This window comes from Bacillus sp. AFS002410 (assembly GCF_002556365.1).
Lineage (GTDB): Bacteria > Bacillota > Bacilli > Bacillales > Bacillaceae_G > Gottfriedia.
On sequence record NZ_NUEU01000081.1, the window covers coordinates 14,558 to 29,711 of the forward strand.

Sequence of the window (15,154 nt, forward strand, 5' to 3'; positions counted from 1 at the left end):
GATTTAAACATTATAACGTTATATTGACTAATCGAAAAATAGATGTTATTCTACATTGGAATAATAAATAAGAAACTTGAAAACGAATTCAATAATTAATTTATTGGTTACTGAAAAGGATGAGGGAAATGAAAGATCATTTCGTACTGCAGAATGTAAAAATGATAAACGGAAGTTCTGTAGATATCATAGTAGAAAATAGAAAGATTGTTGACATTGTAACTGCTGGAACTGGAAATGGTCAGAACTTAGTTGATTACAATCATAAAGTATATGTATCTAGCGGTTGGATTGATATGCATGTCCATGCATTTGCTGAATTTGAACCGTATGGAGATGATGTCGACGAGATTGGTTATAAAACAGGGGTAACAACAATTATTGATGCCGGTAGCACAGGCGCAGATAATTTATCAAAATTAGTGAATAGCTGTAAAAATTCAAAAACAAATGTATTCGCCTTTTTGAATATTTCACGAATTGGTTTAGAACGAATTGATGAGTTATCAAATCTAAATTGGTTGGATGAGGAACAACTCATCAAAACAGTTGCAGAACATAAAGATTTTATCGTGGGACTGAAAGCAAGAATTAGTAAAAGTGTAGTAGGTTCAAACGGTGTAAAACCGTTAAAAATAGCACGTAAGTTTTCTAAAGAAACCGATTTACCACTTATGGTGCATATTGGCTCAGGACCGCCAAATATTAATGATGTACTAGATTTACTTGAAAATAAGGATATTATTACGCATTACTTAAATGGCAAATCAAATAATTTGTTTGATGAAAGTGGAAGACCTCTTCCTAAGCTACTAGATGCAATCAATCGTGGTGTTCATTTAGATGTAGGTCACGGCAATGCAAGTTTCTCTTTCAAAACGGCAATGCATGCTAAAGAATATGGAATAAAATTCGATACGATTAGTACTGATATTTATCGAAAAAATCGATTAAATGGCCCAGTTTATAATATGGCAAATGTTTTAACAAAATTTTTATATCTAGGTTACTCTTTAGAAGAAATCATTAATGCCGTTACTGTAAATGCAGCAAAATGGCTAAAGAAACCTGAACTTGGAAGAATTTCAATCGGAGATCTCGCAAACCTTACACTGTTTACAGTCGAGGATGAGCAAACATCTTTAATTGATTCTGAAGGTGATGAAAAAACAGCAGAACAAAAAATCGTCGTAAAAGGAGTGGTTATTAATGGAGAACACATTGAATGCTAAATATGGTTTAAAAAGAGTGATTAATGCAAGTGGTAGGATGAGTATACTTGGTGTTTCTGCTCCAACAGACACAGTTATGGAAGCAATGAAAACTGGCGGACAAAATTATGTTGAAATTTCAGACTTAGTTGATAAAGCTGGGGCTCATATTGCAGGGTTACTTAAGTCTGAAGCAGCAGTTGTAGTTAATTCAGCTTCAAGTGGGATTGCTCTTTCGGTAGCTGCAATTGTTACTGAAGGTAACCGCCGTAAAAGCGAGAGATTACACCAAGAACCAATTCAAAAAAATGAGATTGTCATGCTTAAAGGACATAACGTCCAGTATGGTGCTCCTGTTGAAACAATGATTTTCCTCGGTGGAGGTAAATTAGTGGAAGTTGGCTATGCTAACGAAGGTAAAGCCGAGCATATTGCTGATGCGATTAATGAAAATACTGCTGCTGTCTTATACGTTAAATCTCACCATGCTGTTCAAAAGAATATGATTTCAGTTGAAGAAGCTTGGGAAGTAGCAAAGGCAAAAAATGTTCCATTAATTGTAGATGCTGCTGCTGAGGAAGATTTAGAAAAATATGTAAAATTTTCCTATTTAGCAATCTATAGTGGTTCAAAAGCGATTGAAGGACCTACTTCAGGTATCGTAGCTGGTAAGCAAAAATATATCGATTGGTTAAAAGTGCAATTGCACTGTATCGGTAGAAGTATGAAAGTTGGAAAAGAAACAACTTTTGGACTGTTACAAGCATTGGATGAGTATTTCTTAAAAACAGATAATAGTGAAAATGAAAAAGCTAGTTTACAAGTTTTAAAATCACTTGAGTCAATCGATGGTTTAAAAATAACAATTGTACAAGATGAAGCTGGACGCGCTATTTTTAGAGCTCGAATTCAAATAGATCCGGTTGTAACTAATACAACTGCAAAAGAAGTTAATGATCAGCTGAGAAACGGTAATATTGCGATTTATACTCGCGATTATGGCGTTCGCCAAGGCTTTTTCGATATCGATCCACGACCATTACAAGCAGATGATATTTATGTAATTGAAGCTAGGTTAAGAGCAATTTTAGGGGGAAATGAATAATGACAAATATTGAAAAACGTTTTTATAAAAACCGTGTGGCACTAAATGTATTAGCAAATAGTATTGAAAATGCAGTTGAGGTTTTTGAAGCAGCAGAAGGCCATGTGTTAGTAGGAGTTCTTTCAAAAGATTACCCTACTGTCGAGGCTGGAGTATCAGCTATGAAGGAATATGGTGAAGCTATTGATGAGGCTGTTTCGATTGGTCTTGGAGCTGGAGATAACAGACAAGCAGCAGTTGTAGCTGAAATCGCAAAATATTATCCAGGAAGCCATATTAATCAAGTATTTCCTGCAGTAGGAGCAACACGCGCTAATTTAGGTGAAAAAGATAGCTGGATTAATTCACTTGTATCACCAACAGGTAAAGTAGGATATGTAAATATTTCTACAGGTCCTGTGAGTGCAGCTAGTGAAACAGCGATTGTACCAATCAAGTCTGCAATTGCCCTAATTCGCGACATGGGTGGTAATGCAATTAAATACTTCCCAATGAAAGGGTTAAAGCATGTTGAAGAGTACCGTGCTGTAGCTAAAGCTTGTGGCGAAGAAGGATTTGCTTTAGAGCCTACTGGTGGAATTGATTTAGAAAACTTTGAGGAAATTTTAGAAATCGCTTTACAAGAAAAAGTATCAAAAATTATTCCACACGTTTATTCTTCTATTATTAATGAAGAAACTGGAAAAACTAATCCTGAAGATGTAAGAAAATTATTAGCAATTACTAAAAATTTGGTTGAAAAATATGCGTAAACAGATCGTTGCTTTTGGAGAAGTAATGATGCGATTGCAGGTGCCAGGGTATGAACTACTGGCACAGTCTAACGCATTACAATATTCGTTTTCAGGAACTGGAGTGAATGTTGCTTCTGCAATGACAAAGCTTGGACATGACGGATTTCTCGTTACAAAATTACCTAATAATCCATTAGGTGATGCGGCAATTGCTTTCTTACAACGATTAGGGGTAAACCGAAACTATATTTCTAGAGGCGGCAAATATCTTGGACTGTACTTTTTAGAAAATGGATTTGGCCAACGCGCTAGCCGTGTAACCTATACGAATCGATTAGAAAGTAGTTTTAATACTGCTTCACTTACCGATTATGATCTGGACTTAATTGCTAAACAAGCAGAAGTTATTCATTTTTGCGGAATTACACTAGCAATGACGGATGATGTTCGAGAAACGATGAAAATCCTTGCTAAAAAAGTAAAAGAAAATGGCGGATTAGTTTGTTTCGACTGTAACTATAGACCTTCTCTATGGGATGGTGGATACGAAAAAGCAAAACCACATTATGAAGACATGCTATCATTAGCAGATATCGTCATGATGAATGAAAAAGATGCAATGTATGTGTTAGGAATGGAGACAGTAGAAACTTCTAGAGAAGAACAACTAAAGGATCTAATTCCACAAGTAGCAAATCGATTTAATATAAAAACTATTTCTGGGACGCATCGTTCAATAAACAGTGACAATACGCACTCTCTTATGGGTTACATATACACGGATGAAGAGTTTTCTTTCTCTGAAAATATATCATTTTCTGTATATGATCGTATTGGAGCTGGAGATGCTTATACTAGTGGCATTTTACATGGCGAATTGGCTGGTTTTTCACCTAGTAAAACGGTAAAATTCGCAGCTGCAGCGGGAATGTTAGCATGTACGATCGTCGGGGATACCCCAATGTCAACAGAAGATGACATTCTTTCAGCAATGGCTGGAACAATTGATGATATTAAGCGTTAGAGGAGAGGAAAGGGAATGAATGTGAATCGTAAAAAAGGACCATTGTATTTACAAATTAAAGAAATGATTAAGGATCGAATTTTACATGGAGTTTATCCAATTCATTCAAACATTCCCTCTGAACCTCAATTAGAAGAAGAATTTAGTGTTAGTAAAATAACGATTAGAAATGCTATTAAAGAGCTTGTTCAAGAAGGATACTTAGAAAAGAAAAGTGGTAAAGGGACAAAGGTTATTGCAAATGTTACAAGTGCAAAACTTTCAAAAGGAAAGCGTTTTACAGAATTATTAGTTGAAGAGGGACATCATATTACAAAAAAAGTGCTTAGCATCAAAAAACCTGAAATAGCAACGGAATCAATACCGTATTCTTTATTTGGTAATAAATATGTCCAAATTGAGCGAATTTATTTGCTGGAAAATGAACCTTATATTCACTTTACGCACTATATTTCATTAGAAGTAACAGATGAGGAAATAGAAGAAATTCAGTTTAGTTCGTTATATCGCTTCTTAGAAGAAAATAATATTCGACTTGAATCGTTTCGAGATGAGTTTGCAGTAGCAGTTGCTCCAAAACATGTTTGCGAAATATTAAATTTAGAAAATGGAACAACAACATTAAAGAGAATTCGTCGCTCTAGTGATGAAGATGGAAATGTATTAGAGTTTAGCGAAGCTTACTATAATACTGCTAAACAAAATTACATTGTAACTTACAATGATTCAACGCAGTAAGTTTCCTTCTTTGTTTAAAATGTAAGCGATTTCTAAGGGAGAGTGTGTAGGATGGATTTATATTTAATCGCCATTACTTTAGTAGCGATCGTTATCGTTATTTTAGGTGTATCATGGTGGAAATGGCATGCATTTATTAGTTTATCAGTTGCCGGCCTTTTTCTAGCAATATTTTCAGGAGTACCAATGGACAAGATCGTTACAGCATATGAAACCGGAGTAGGGGCTGTTCTTGGTCATCTTGTTGGAATTTTAGCTTTAGGAACGATATTAGGGAAAATGATGTCGGATTCTGGAGCAGGTATGCAAGTAGCGGATTTCTTTATCAAAAAATTTGGCGTGAAAAACCTGCCATGGGCTATGCTTCTTTCTGGCTTTATTATTGGGATACCGGTGTTTTTTGAAGTAGGTCTTGTAATCTTACTACCTCTTGTTATCTCAATACGCAAATCTACTAATTCAAATATTTTATTAATTGGTATTCCAGTTCTTGCTGGTTTATCGATTGTACACGGATTAGTTCCACCACATCCTGGGGCTATGACAGCAATTGGTATTTATAATGCAAACTTAGGACATGTCCTACTTTACTCATTAATTATTGCTTTTCCAACAGCAATTATTGCAGGACCAATCTTCTCTAAATGGATTCATAAACGTGTAACACCAATTGGAGAACCAGAATTAATTAGAGTAGAAACGAAATCAAACGCATTACCAAGTACAGGCGTATCATTCTTTATCATTTTACTACCTGTATTACTAATGGTATTAACAGTCATAACGCCATATCTTTCTTTACCTGGAGCGGTTGGTAAATTTTTCATCTTAATTGGTAGTCCTGTAATCGCTCTATTAATCTCTTGTTTTGCAGCATATTATTTACTAGGTTACCGTCAAGGAATGGACAAGTCATTAATAAAAAAATTAACTGAAGAATGTCTATTACCATTAGCTTCAATCATTCTAATTATCGGAGCAGGTGGAGCATTTAAGCAAATTCTAATTGAAAGCGGCGTAGGTACTGCGATTGCAACAATGTCAGAGCAAATGTCATTATCACCAATCGTGCTTGCATTTTTAGTAGCCGGTTTAATTCGAATTGCTACAGGCTCAGCAACTGTTGCATTAACAACAGCAGCAGGGATCGTTTCACCAGTAGTGCAGCATATGACTGGTGTTAATTTAGAATTACTAGTAATCGCAACTGGAGCGGGCTCACTAATGTTTTCACACGTAAATGACGCAGGCTTCTGGTTAGTAAAAGAATATTTAGGTTTAACCGTAAAAGAAACATTTAAAACTTGGACAGTTATGGAAACGCTTCTTTCTTTTATAGCGTTTGGACTAACTTTAGTTCTAGATATATTTATTTAATGAAAAAGGGAAGTTTCGTTGAGAAACTTCCTTTTTTTATTGTATTTAAATTTGGGAGTTATACGAACACAATATGTACATTATTCATAAAGCTGTGAACTTTGTTCATAAAGCATTGGTTTTTCTTTATAAAGTATGGAACTTTGCACATAAAGCACTGCCTAAAATACATGGCAATTTAGTTCATAAAGCACAGATTTACGTTCATAAAGAAAACTTACTGCAAAAATAACCAGTGAGTTTTCAATTTAATTGTATTTAGTTTAGAACTAACCACTTATTAATGACTATTGAAGTCTAAAGGACGTAAGCTTGCTTCGATCTCAGCTCGATTTGGTTCTAGAAATGGAGGCAATGCTAGTCGTTCCCCTAAAGTATCAATATGCTCATCGACGTCAAATCCTGGTGTATCTGTTGATAATTCGAATAAAATATGATTTGGTTCCCTAAAATAGAGCGCTTTAAAATAATATCGTTCTACTTTACCCGAGTTCATGATGCCAAGTGAATTAATTTTTTCTGCCCATTTGTCGTATTCTTCAATGTTTGGTACTCGAAATGCAACATGGTGTACACTACCGCGGCCTGGTCTTGCTCTTGGTAGATCAGGTCTTTCTTCTAAGTGAACCTCTGCCCCTGCACCGCCTAAACCGATTTTATAAACTTCTATATTTGCGAAGTTTCCATCTAATGAAGGATATGTACCAACAAGCTTAAATCCTAATACTTCTGTTAAGATTCTACTAGTAGGAGAAGAATCTTTTACAGTTAGAGTTACTGGACCTAAACCAAGAATTCCATGTTCTGTTGGAATCTCCGATTGATTCCAAGGAGTACCTGGTGCAACTCCAGTTTCTCCGTTATCGGCCACTAAAATTAAGCTTGTTCCTTCAAAATCTCTAAATGCGAGTGTATCGCGATTTGCTCTTTTACTAATTTGGTCATGTGCGATGTTTAGCTTAGTGAAGCGATCTTTCCAATAATTTAATGAGTCAGTGGTCGCTACTCTTAATGAAGTTGAAGATATTATAGAATGACCTGGATAGGAATTTCCTATATTAGGAATGTCAAAAAAGGTAATTTCCGTCCCAGGATTTGCTTTAGCATCTCCATAAAATAAATGATAACTAGATGTATTATCTTGATTTACTGTTTTCTTAACAAGTCTCATACCTAGAATCTTCGTATAAAACTCATAATTCTTCTCAGCCATTCCAGTCAGTAGTGAAACATGATGAATTCCTAGTAATTCCACTAATATCACGTCCTTTTTAAAATTTAATCGGATATTCCTTATGTATAAATAAAAATTGTTTAGAGATAAAGGTAAACTTTATGTTAAACTGTTATCTAATAATTATAATATTCAGATAAGTATATTGGAAGGAGGAATAAAGCTTTGTACTTCGGCTATTTATTAATTCTACTATCTGCAACAGCGTTCGGATTAATGCCTATTTTTGCGCTCTATGCATATGATCAAAATATAAGTGTTAATACATTATTATTTTTAAGGTTTACTTTTGCAACAATCATGTTCTTTAGTTACTTAGTTTTTACTAAAAAATTAGTAACAATTACGAAAAAGCAATTATTATTATTCATTTTATTAGGTGGAATATTATACATGCTTCAATCAAGTTTCTATTTTAGCTCGGTCAAATACATACCAGCTTCATTAGCAGCTTTAATCCTTTATTTATATCCGGTTTTTGTTGCACTTCTATCTTTTCTAGTAAATAAAGAACAATTTACGAAAACGATAACGACCTCAATTTTATTATCGTTAATTGGAATTATACTAGTATTAGGAACTCCTGCAGAAAATATTAATCTATTTGGAATCATATTAGCCTTATCTGCAGCTGTTGTTTACTCGATCTACATAATTGTTGGTGGGAGGGTTTCTTTGGAAGTTCCTCCTTTAGTGACAAGTGCTTATATTTCATTATTTGCTTCCATTTCATTTTTTCTAGTTGGGATGTCCACAAGTTCAATTCATATTCATTTAAAATTTGTTGGTTGGCTTTCTATTTTAGGCATTTCAATTATTTCGAGTGTCATAGCAATGAGTGCATTTTTCACTGGTGTTAAACTAATTGGTCCAACTAAAGGTGCAGTATTGAGCATGGTTGAACCTGTAGTGACAATTGTATGTTCAACTATTTTATTTCATGAAAATATGAGCTTATTTCAACTACTAGGTGGCACAGTAGTATTAGGTGGTGCATTACTAGTTGTTGTAACTTCTGAAAAGAAAAAGATTGTTGAGAATAAAATGGATTTTTAAAAGTATTATGATAAAATGTATTAATAATATTAGTTTGAAAATTTGGGACTGCGATTGCGGTTCTTTTTACTATGTAAGGAGTTAGATTATGTTTGAACTGAAATTAAAAAATGAAGAAATAGTAACCATTCGTCAAGCAACAAGTAGCGACGCTAGAACAATCATAGATTTTTATAATATCGTTGGTGGAGAAACAAATTTCCTATCATTTGGTGGAAATGAGTTTAAAAGAGAAGAAGAAGAATATAAGACATATTTAGAAGACACATTTAATGAAAAGAATTCAGTTATATTATTAGGTACAATAAATGATCAAATAATAAGTATCGCTTCAATTAACTCTAGTCAAAAACAACGAATAAAACATGTAGGTACTTTAGGGATTGTCATTAAAAAAGAGTATTGGGGAAAAGGCTTAGGGAAGTTATTAATGCAATTGTTAATTGATTGGGCTAAGGAAAATGAAATCACTCGAAAAATCCAATTAGTTACAAGTGAAAATAATCTTAAAGCTATTCAATTATATAAAAATTTAGGATTTGAGATCGAAGGAATAATGAAGGAAGATACGTTTATTGATGGGAAATATTGTAATACATTAATGATGGGTCTATTTATTAAATAAACTTAAAATAACTCAGTTCTTTCTAAAATCCCATATTAAAAAACGGATAAAGCACCAATCATGTACTAAAGAGTGTCCTATAATTAAGCAATTTTAAAGGTGTAAATATGATAAAAGATTTATTTCTTAATTTTTCATTGTTAATATTTTTCTTAATGGGCTTTAATCGATTACAAAATTTTTTAAGACAAAGATATCAAAGAGACTTTCCAGTTTTTGTTGGTATAATTCATGGGATATTTGGTATTATATTAATCTTTTTTGGAATGAAAATTTATGAAAATAACATATTAGATTTAAGACAGCTTGCCATTTTAACTGCTGCATATTTTGGAGGATTAAGAGCTACGATCATTACAGGTGTAATGCTCATAGCGTTTCGTTTTTCATACTTCGGTGTGAGTAATGGTTCTATTTATGCTTGCGTTACAATCTCGATCAGTGCAATTGTCAGCGGATATCTAAATAGATGGCTCAAAACATATTGGCTTAAATGGTTCAGTATGATTGCCTTTTTAGTGCTATTAAGTTGTTTTTTCTTTGTCTATCAAACGATTGAATATTCAAATTCAGTTTTTCCAATCATGCCAATTTACGAAATGTCGCTCATTTTAGGGGGCGTGTTTATTGCTATTTTTATCCATTTCTTAAATAAAAGTGACAAATTAAAACTTGCATTAAAAGAAAGCGAAGAAAGCTATCGAACATTAATAGAGACTTCTCCTGATGGCATATTTGTCCAAATTGACGGCATAATCAAGTTAGCTAATCAAAAAGCAGCATCGCTCCTTGGTGCAAAATCTCCGTCTGACTTAATTGATCTAAATGTTTTTGATTTGATTGAACCAATTGGTTTAACGGAATCTTATGATCGATATTATCAATTTATGAATGGGGATCTTAAGCAGGACCATAAGGAAAGTACATATATTCGATTAGATGGATTAAAAATAGATTTTTCTTTTTCGGGTTCTAAAGTAATTTACCAAGGGCATTTAGCAACCATGGTTAGTTTTAGAGATATTTCTGAACAAAAAGAGGCACAACGGAAACTGCAGCATGCAAATCACTTATTACACAAACTATCAATCACAGACGGATTAACTGGATTAGCAAATAGACGTTATTTTGATGAAATATTTAAAGTTAAGTGGAATGAGGCGTTAATGAATCAAACTCCGATTTCATTAATTCTCATCGATATTGATTCATTTAAAAAATTTAATGATACTTATGGACATTTAGAAGGGGATAAATGTCTGCAGATGGTCGCAAATATCATTTCTAAAAATTTGCGAAGAGCGGATGACTTTTCGGCAAGATACGGCGGTGAAGAATTTATTGGGATTCTATCAGGTCTATCTGAAGAAGAATCAATCGTCATTGCAGAAAGTATACGAGAGAGAATTATAGATTTAAAGATTCCAAATATAAACTCTTTAGCAATCCCATTTGTTAGTACAAGCATTGGATTAGTTAATTTAGTACCAAATGAGTCATTGCATTTTGTTGATGCTATAAATTTTGCGGATAAAGCATTGTATGAGGCTAAAATGAATGGTAGAAATCAAGTAAACGTGTATTCAGTAGGTACTGAAATGTCATTAAATAGATAGATATAAAGCCTTGTGATTTACTATTCACAAGGCTTTTAAAGTAGCTATAGTTTTTAGAAACACGTAAACGATCTAATACGATGTGTATCAATGCCAAAGAAAATCCATCTCCAGCCAATCCATCTCCAGCCAGCAACTGAAGTTCTTCCTACGAAGGTTGGAAAATACCAAAATTGTTCTCCATTATTCAACCAAACATAAGTATTTCTAAAACGACACCCAGCAATTGCACCTGGATCTACCGCGAATGCTGTAGCTTGAGTTTGTGCCGGAGTAAATGAAGGTGGTGGTGCTGTTGGTTGACCTTGAGCTCCACCTCCACCACCCGGTTGTCCCGGAAATCCACCTGGATGCCCCGGAAATCCGCCCGGTTGTCCTGGGAAGCCTGGAAATGTTCTATATTGTGGGAAAAAGTTCATTTTATCAACTCCTTTTTAGTTTAATCCTTATTAAAGTATGAAATTTAAAATGAATTGTTTGGGCGGATGGTCAAATATCCATTTTATTATGTGTTGACTATTTTTTAGAATCTTAGAGTAGGTGGCGTAGAAATTTATGATAAAGCTCGTTCTATTTGATTTAGACGGAACATTATTAAATCGAACCAGTTCATTAATTAAATTTATTGAAAATCAATATGATAGATTGCATACAAATTTATCAAACATTCCAAAACAAGAATATGTTGATCGATTTTTAAAATTTGATTGTAGAGGGTATGTATGAAAGGATAAAGTGTACTGCCAATTAATTGAAGAATTTTCAATTAGCAAACTAACTCAAAATGATTTACTGGATGATTATATATTACAGCGATTCAGCACGCACAAAATTAATAAAATCTTATTGGACTGAAACAATTTAAAATAGAGTAGGTCAGCATGAAATTAACTAGATGCTGACTTACTCTATTTTATTTATTAACAAATATTAGTACACATACAAAAAATAAAAAACTTAAAATAAAAGATAGGTAATTTCGTTTAGTTCGAGGCATTAGTATAAAAATAATTAAGTAACTTAACAAAAATAAACATGTGATCAATACATTCACAATACTTTCTATCATAAAACGTGCATTTAACATAATAAGAACACCCTGTAACCCTGATGAAATAGATAGTATTCTATTCAAAGTAAATTCTTTTTCGTCATTTGGAAAAACATTCTCATCCATAATCTTCAATTACTCCTTTTTCAAAAATAATCAAAAACCATTATATTTCTCTTTTTCTAGTACACTCAATTCTTGGTAGTTTTGTTCGAATTAAAGAAATAAAATCTTATGTAAATTCTTCTAATATAGTTCTCTCATTTATATCTTATTATAGATTTTATAATCATGACAAGTCAGATTTAAAAGTTGTGATTTTTGAAATATTATTTTTTTTATGTCTGCATCATTTCATTTTTATAGAAAGTACATATTAATTGGACATGGATGGAGCTTTTTTATTAGAGGAAATCCATATACAATAATTAAATCTTAGGGGAATCGAGCGATAGCATTACCCATTAATTCAACTCTCGATGCGTCTATAAAGGTGTACCTTTAAAAACGAAGAGAGTGAGGAATTATCATGTTAAAAATATAGTTTTTGAGTTATATAGTTATCTTGCTGAAAATGAACGCCAGAAGATAAAAATACGACAAGCAGAAGGCAAAAGGACTAGGAGACAGGAGCACCAATTCATTTAGTACAAAATACATTAGGTCATTCAAACGTAAGCACCACTGGGCGTTATTTACACGCTAGACCGAATGAAAGCTCAAGTAAATACATCAAATTATAAAAGGACCTGGAGCAATTCCAAGTCATCTTTTTGTTAAGTTCTTATTACACTAAATGGCAGTTTAGTAGAACAAGAACCACAGATAAAAATAGAAATATGATAGTATAGAGATAAATAATTTCAGAAAACCATATGGAACAATCATATTTCGGAGGAACAAAATTAATGATAAGGGATTTCAAAAAAGTTAATACGATTGCTCTAATAGTAATTTGGGCTTTGTATTGTATTTCGTTAATGTTACCTGCTTTAACAACATCTAACGGGGAAAAAATCGGCGGATTTAATATATTGTTAATAGGTTGGTTAGGCGTATTTGCGGGGATGATGTCTGTTGCTGCTTGTTGGTATGCAAACCTGTTTTTTATTTACATTTCGATTCAAACCTTAAGAGGAAAAAAAACTAGTATTAGCCATTTATTTATGTTGTTACTGGCTATTAGAGCATTTTTTCCAATGGAAATGATGCTTGATGAGGGAGGAGAAACATACATTGTTACGGAACATAACCTTGGCTTTTATTTTTGGTTCTCAGCAATAGTGTTATTATCTACTTTGGTATTTATTAATTGGAGATTGTGTAGAAATAGAGATAATTGAATGCAATTTTTATTCTGGTAGATTTTTAGGTATGCAGAAATCTTTTAGATATAGAGCGACAATCACCTCCACAACGGATATGTATTTTCTTATGTAACTAACGCATGCGATTCTTCAATAGAAGATCGCTTTTTTATTCAACAAAATGGCAGATTAGTTTAATAAGAATTACCAAAATTAGTATGATATATTAATAATAAAACTATATTTTGAGGGAACATTATGGATGCAGAATTATTTGAAAGTGCTCTAAAATTAAAAGAAGAATTAGTTAAATCTGAAACAATTAGTGAAGCGACACAAAGATTTTTTACTAAATATCAAATACCAATAGATATATTGTTATTTATGTCTAAATTCTCTTTTTCAAAAAACCTAATATTTGATCACGTTTATTTTGATAAAGTTAATGACATTCCAGATAATAATCTATGGGAAGAGAATAAAAGATGTATTGATGAAGGGCTTTTAATAATTGGTTCAGGCTTAAATGGGGACTTTATTGTAGTTGATCTACAGACGTTAAAAGTTGGCTATGTATTTCATGATGAAATCTGGGAAGATGAAGATGCAATAGTAAGGGAAAACTATATTAATTTGAATTGGTCAATCGGTCAGTTCTATTATAATGCACTTACAATGCAAGAATTTCCAGTTGATGGATTTCAAGCAGAAGAGTACATGGAACAGATGTAATCCCTTATTGAACTAACGCAGTGCGTTAATTGTACAATGGTAAGGTCTGTTTCAGCAGACCTTTTTATGTTGCAAATTGAAAGACTAGTTAAGTAATAAGCCTCAATTATAATCTGTAATATTATTATCATATCAACTTTATATGTGGAGGTAATAGAATGAGAGCTCCTTATCAGGTTTTAGTATTACCTTATATTATTGAAGAGGGAATCATTAGATATGCAGTTTTAAAAAGGAGTGATTTGAATTTTTGGCAAGGAATTGCTGGTGGGGGAGAAGTAGGGGAAACAATATTAGAATCTGCAAAACGAGAAACTCACGAAGAAGCAGGAATTTCAGGAGACTTGTCGTTTCTTCAATTAGATTCTACAACTTCACTACCAGTAGAACACGTTGTAGGAACTTTTCTTTGGGGAGAAGAAGTCTATGTAATTACTGAATTTTCATTTGGAGTTGAGCTGTTTACAAAAGATTTAATCCTCTCAAAAGAACATTCATTATTTAAATGGCTCAGCTATGAAGAAGCAATCGCCTGTTTAAAATGGGATAGCAATAAGACTGCTTTATGGGAGTTAAATCAGAGACTTTTAAAACTTATTGATAATCAAAAATGTATTCAGATTTAAATACTCCTTATACAACTAACTAATGTAATAGTTGAAGAACACGAGCTGCTTATATGCGGCTTTTTTTATTCAACAAATGGCAGTTTAGTTGAACAAGGTTTTTAACAATTAATGTCGAATAAAAAATCTATAAGAGAAATGGGATTATATGGTAAATTTAAATTATAAAAAGGAGGAAAGAAAATGAAAAAAATACTCCCGCTATTATTATTTACAATACTGACTTTAACAGCATGTACAGAAACAACAGATAATACTAAAAATAAGGTTACTGACAATAAGACTACTAACTATAATTATGAATTTATTGGAGAAAGTGAACATTGGGAAGCTGAATATATTTATCAAGGAACAGAAACAACACGAAAAAATGATAAAGGTGTAATATCTTATTCTAATAAAGATAATTATGAACTTGTATTAAAGTTTAAGGGCTCTTTAAAAGAGCTATCATCTATGAAAAAACTAGAGTATTCCTTCAAGACAAATAGTAGTAGCGGGGAATCAAAGGCGGAATTCCCTGAACCTCCTAAAGAACGAGTATTTACTTCCCGAGGGAGTTCCGAAGGTGGAGCAAAAGTAGACAAAGATGAAGTCATACAAGTACACGTAAAATGGAATGAATCTGAAGAGTCATTTGAATTGCATAATAAAAAAAAGTAGTACCCAAAATATTACTTATGCAACTAACGCATGCTTGTGCGGCCGAGCATAGGTC

The 15,154-nt window shown here is 32.9% G+C and carries 16 protein-coding genes and 1 pseudogene; 15 read left to right on the top strand and 2 right to left on the bottom strand.

All coding sequences use genetic code 11. From position 1 onward, the window contains the following. Positions 1-128: 128 nt before the first annotated feature. Genes CN692_RS19920 through CN692_RS19945 form a run of 6 tightly spaced genes read left to right on the top strand, consistent with a single transcriptional unit; the run spans position 129 to position 6,189 of the window. Positions 129-1,232: an amidohydrolase/deacetylase family metallohydrolase gene (locus CN692_RS19920; RefSeq protein WP_098120864.1), complete on the top strand. Its 1,104-nt coding sequence runs from the start codon at positions 129-131 to the stop codon at positions 1,230-1,232. Then, positions 1,210-2,316, top strand: a complete 1,107-nt coding sequence (locus tag CN692_RS19925) for a DgaE family pyridoxal phosphate-dependent ammonia lyase (protein ID WP_098120865.1) — start codon at positions 1,210-1,212, stop codon at positions 2,314-2,316. Before CN692_RS19920 ends, CN692_RS19925 begins: the two co-directional genes overlap by 23 nt. Further along, on the top strand, positions 2,316-3,068 hold the full coding sequence (dagF, locus tag CN692_RS19930) for a 2-dehydro-3-deoxy-phosphogluconate aldolase (RefSeq protein ID WP_098120866.1): 753 nt from the start codon (positions 2,316-2,318) through the stop codon (positions 3,066-3,068). The genes CN692_RS19925 and dagF overlap by 1 nt, the downstream gene beginning before the upstream one ends. Beyond that, complete coding sequence (locus CN692_RS19935) at positions 3,061-4,074, top strand: sugar kinase (RefSeq protein ID WP_098120867.1); 1,014 nt, start codon at positions 3,061-3,063, stop codon at positions 4,072-4,074. Before dagF ends, CN692_RS19935 begins: the two co-directional genes overlap by 8 nt. Before the next feature lie 15 nt (positions 4,075-4,089). Further along, entirely contained in the window at positions 4,090-4,812 is a 723-nt protein-coding gene (locus CN692_RS19940; RefSeq protein WP_098120868.1) for a GntR family transcriptional regulator, read from the top strand. Between the two features lie 51 nt (positions 4,813-4,863). Further along, positions 4,864-6,189 (top strand): GntT/GntP/DsdX family permease, encoded by a 1,326-nt coding sequence (locus CN692_RS19945; protein WP_098120869.1) that lies wholly within the window; start codon positions 4,864-4,866, stop codon positions 6,187-6,189. Between the two features lie 280 nt (positions 6,190-6,469). Here CN692_RS19945 and CN692_RS19950 read toward each other — a convergent pair whose 3' ends face one another. Continuing rightward, entirely contained in the window at positions 6,470-7,444 is a 975-nt protein-coding gene (locus CN692_RS19950) for a ring-cleaving dioxygenase (RefSeq protein WP_098120870.1), read from the bottom strand. 144 nt (positions 7,445-7,588) lie between these two features. On the opposite strand from CN692_RS19950, the gene CN692_RS19955 reads away from it, so the two are divergent. From CN692_RS19955 to CN692_RS19965, 3 genes are all read left to right on the top strand, one after another. Further along, positions 7,589-8,479, top strand: a complete 891-nt coding sequence (locus CN692_RS19955; RefSeq protein WP_098120871.1) for a DMT family transporter — start codon at positions 7,589-7,591, stop codon at positions 8,477-8,479. A gap of 88 nt (positions 8,480-8,567) precedes the next feature. Further along, entirely contained in the window at positions 8,568-9,104 is a 537-nt protein-coding gene (locus CN692_RS19960) for a GNAT family N-acetyltransferase (protein ID WP_098120872.1), read from the top strand. Between the two features lie 107 nt (positions 9,105-9,211). Further along, positions 9,212-10,720 carry a diguanylate cyclase gene (locus CN692_RS19965; RefSeq protein ID WP_098120873.1) on the top strand — a complete coding sequence of 503 codons (1,509 nt, stop codon included), beginning with the start codon at positions 9,212-9,214 and terminating at the stop codon, positions 10,718-10,720. 53 nt (positions 10,721-10,773) lie between these two features. Here the strand turns inward: CN692_RS19965 and CN692_RS19970 are convergent, their stop codons facing one another. Then, the gene (locus CN692_RS19970; protein ID WP_098120874.1) at positions 10,774-11,139 is read right to left on the bottom strand and encodes a transporter; all 366 of its coding nucleotides are present in this window, start codon (positions 11,137-11,139) and stop codon (positions 10,774-10,776) included. Positions 11,140-11,275: 136 nt separating this feature from the next. Here CN692_RS19970 and CN692_RS26830 point away from each other — a divergent pair, with 136 nt between their 5' ends. The 6 genes and pseudogenes from CN692_RS26830 to CN692_RS20000 all read left to right on the top strand — a co-directional run bounded on the left by CN692_RS26830 (position 11,276) and on the right by CN692_RS20000 (position 15,099). Further along, complete coding sequence (locus CN692_RS26830) at positions 11,276-11,446, top strand: HAD hydrolase-like protein (RefSeq protein ID WP_257144084.1); 171 nt, start codon at positions 11,276-11,278, stop codon at positions 11,444-11,446. 960 nt (positions 11,447-12,406) lie between these two features. Further along, a pseudogene (locus CN692_RS27240) lies at positions 12,407-12,514 on the top strand (tyrosine recombinase XerC); the annotation flags it as partial. 165 nt (positions 12,515-12,679) lie between these two features. Next, positions 12,680-13,114, top strand: a complete 435-nt coding sequence (locus tag CN692_RS19985) for a hypothetical protein (protein WP_098120876.1) — start codon at positions 12,680-12,682, stop codon at positions 13,112-13,114. A 222-nt stretch (positions 13,115-13,336) separates the two neighbouring features. Next, positions 13,337-13,810 carry a hypothetical protein gene (locus tag CN692_RS19990; RefSeq protein ID WP_098120877.1) on the top strand — a complete coding sequence of 158 codons (474 nt, stop codon included), beginning with the start codon at positions 13,337-13,339 and terminating at the stop codon, positions 13,808-13,810. Between the two features lie 158 nt (positions 13,811-13,968). Then, a complete protein-coding gene (locus CN692_RS19995; RefSeq protein WP_098120878.1) occupies positions 13,969-14,436 on the top strand; it encodes an NUDIX hydrolase in 468 nt (155 codons plus the stop codon). Positions 14,437-14,619: 183 nt separating this feature from the next. Then, entirely contained in the window at positions 14,620-15,099 is a 480-nt protein-coding gene (locus CN692_RS20000) for a hypothetical protein (protein WP_098120879.1), read from the top strand. The last annotated feature ends 55 nt before the right edge of the window (positions 15,100-15,154 follow it).

What these genes read in the sequence shown, in the direction of transcription:
- CN692_RS19920 (WP_098120864.1), top strand. Translation starts at nt 129, where the DNA reads ATGAAAGATCATTTCGTACTGCAGAATGTAAAAATGATAAACGGAAGT.
- CN692_RS19925 (WP_098120865.1), top strand. Translation starts at nt 1,210, where the DNA reads ATGGAGAACACATTGAATGCTAAATATGGTTTAAAAAGAGTGATTAAT.
- dagF (WP_098120866.1), top strand. Translation starts at nt 2,316, where the DNA reads ATGACAAATATTGAAAAACGTTTTTATAAAAACCGTGTGGCACTAAAT.
- CN692_RS19935 (WP_098120867.1), top strand. Translation starts at nt 3,061, where the DNA reads ATGCGTAAACAGATCGTTGCTTTTGGAGAAGTAATGATGCGATTGCAG.
- CN692_RS19940 (WP_098120868.1), top strand. Translation starts at nt 4,090, where the DNA reads ATGAATGTGAATCGTAAAAAAGGACCATTGTATTTACAAATTAAAGAA.
- CN692_RS19945 (WP_098120869.1), top strand. Translation starts at nt 4,864, where the DNA reads ATGGATTTATATTTAATCGCCATTACTTTAGTAGCGATCGTTATCGTT.
- CN692_RS19960 (WP_098120872.1), top strand. Translation starts at nt 8,568, where the DNA reads ATGTTTGAACTGAAATTAAAAAATGAAGAAATAGTAACCATTCGTCAA.
- CN692_RS19965 (WP_098120873.1), top strand. Translation starts at nt 9,212, where the DNA reads ATGATAAAAGATTTATTTCTTAATTTTTCATTGTTAATATTTTTCTTA.
- CN692_RS19970 (WP_098120874.1), bottom strand. Translation starts at nt 11,139, where the DNA reads ATGAACTTTTTCCCACAATATAGAACATTTCCAGGCTTCCCAGGACAA.
- CN692_RS26830 (WP_257144084.1), top strand. Translation starts at nt 11,276, where the DNA reads ATGATAAAGCTCGTTCTATTTGATTTAGACGGAACATTATTAAATCGA.
- CN692_RS19985 (WP_098120876.1), top strand. Translation starts at nt 12,680, where the DNA reads ATGATAAGGGATTTCAAAAAAGTTAATACGATTGCTCTAATAGTAATT.
- CN692_RS19990 (WP_098120877.1), top strand. Translation starts at nt 13,337, where the DNA reads ATGGATGCAGAATTATTTGAAAGTGCTCTAAAATTAAAAGAAGAATTA.
- CN692_RS19995 (WP_098120878.1), top strand. Translation starts at nt 13,969, where the DNA reads ATGAGAGCTCCTTATCAGGTTTTAGTATTACCTTATATTATTGAAGAG.
- CN692_RS20000 (WP_098120879.1), top strand. Translation starts at nt 14,620, where the DNA reads ATGAAAAAAATACTCCCGCTATTATTATTTACAATACTGACTTTAACA.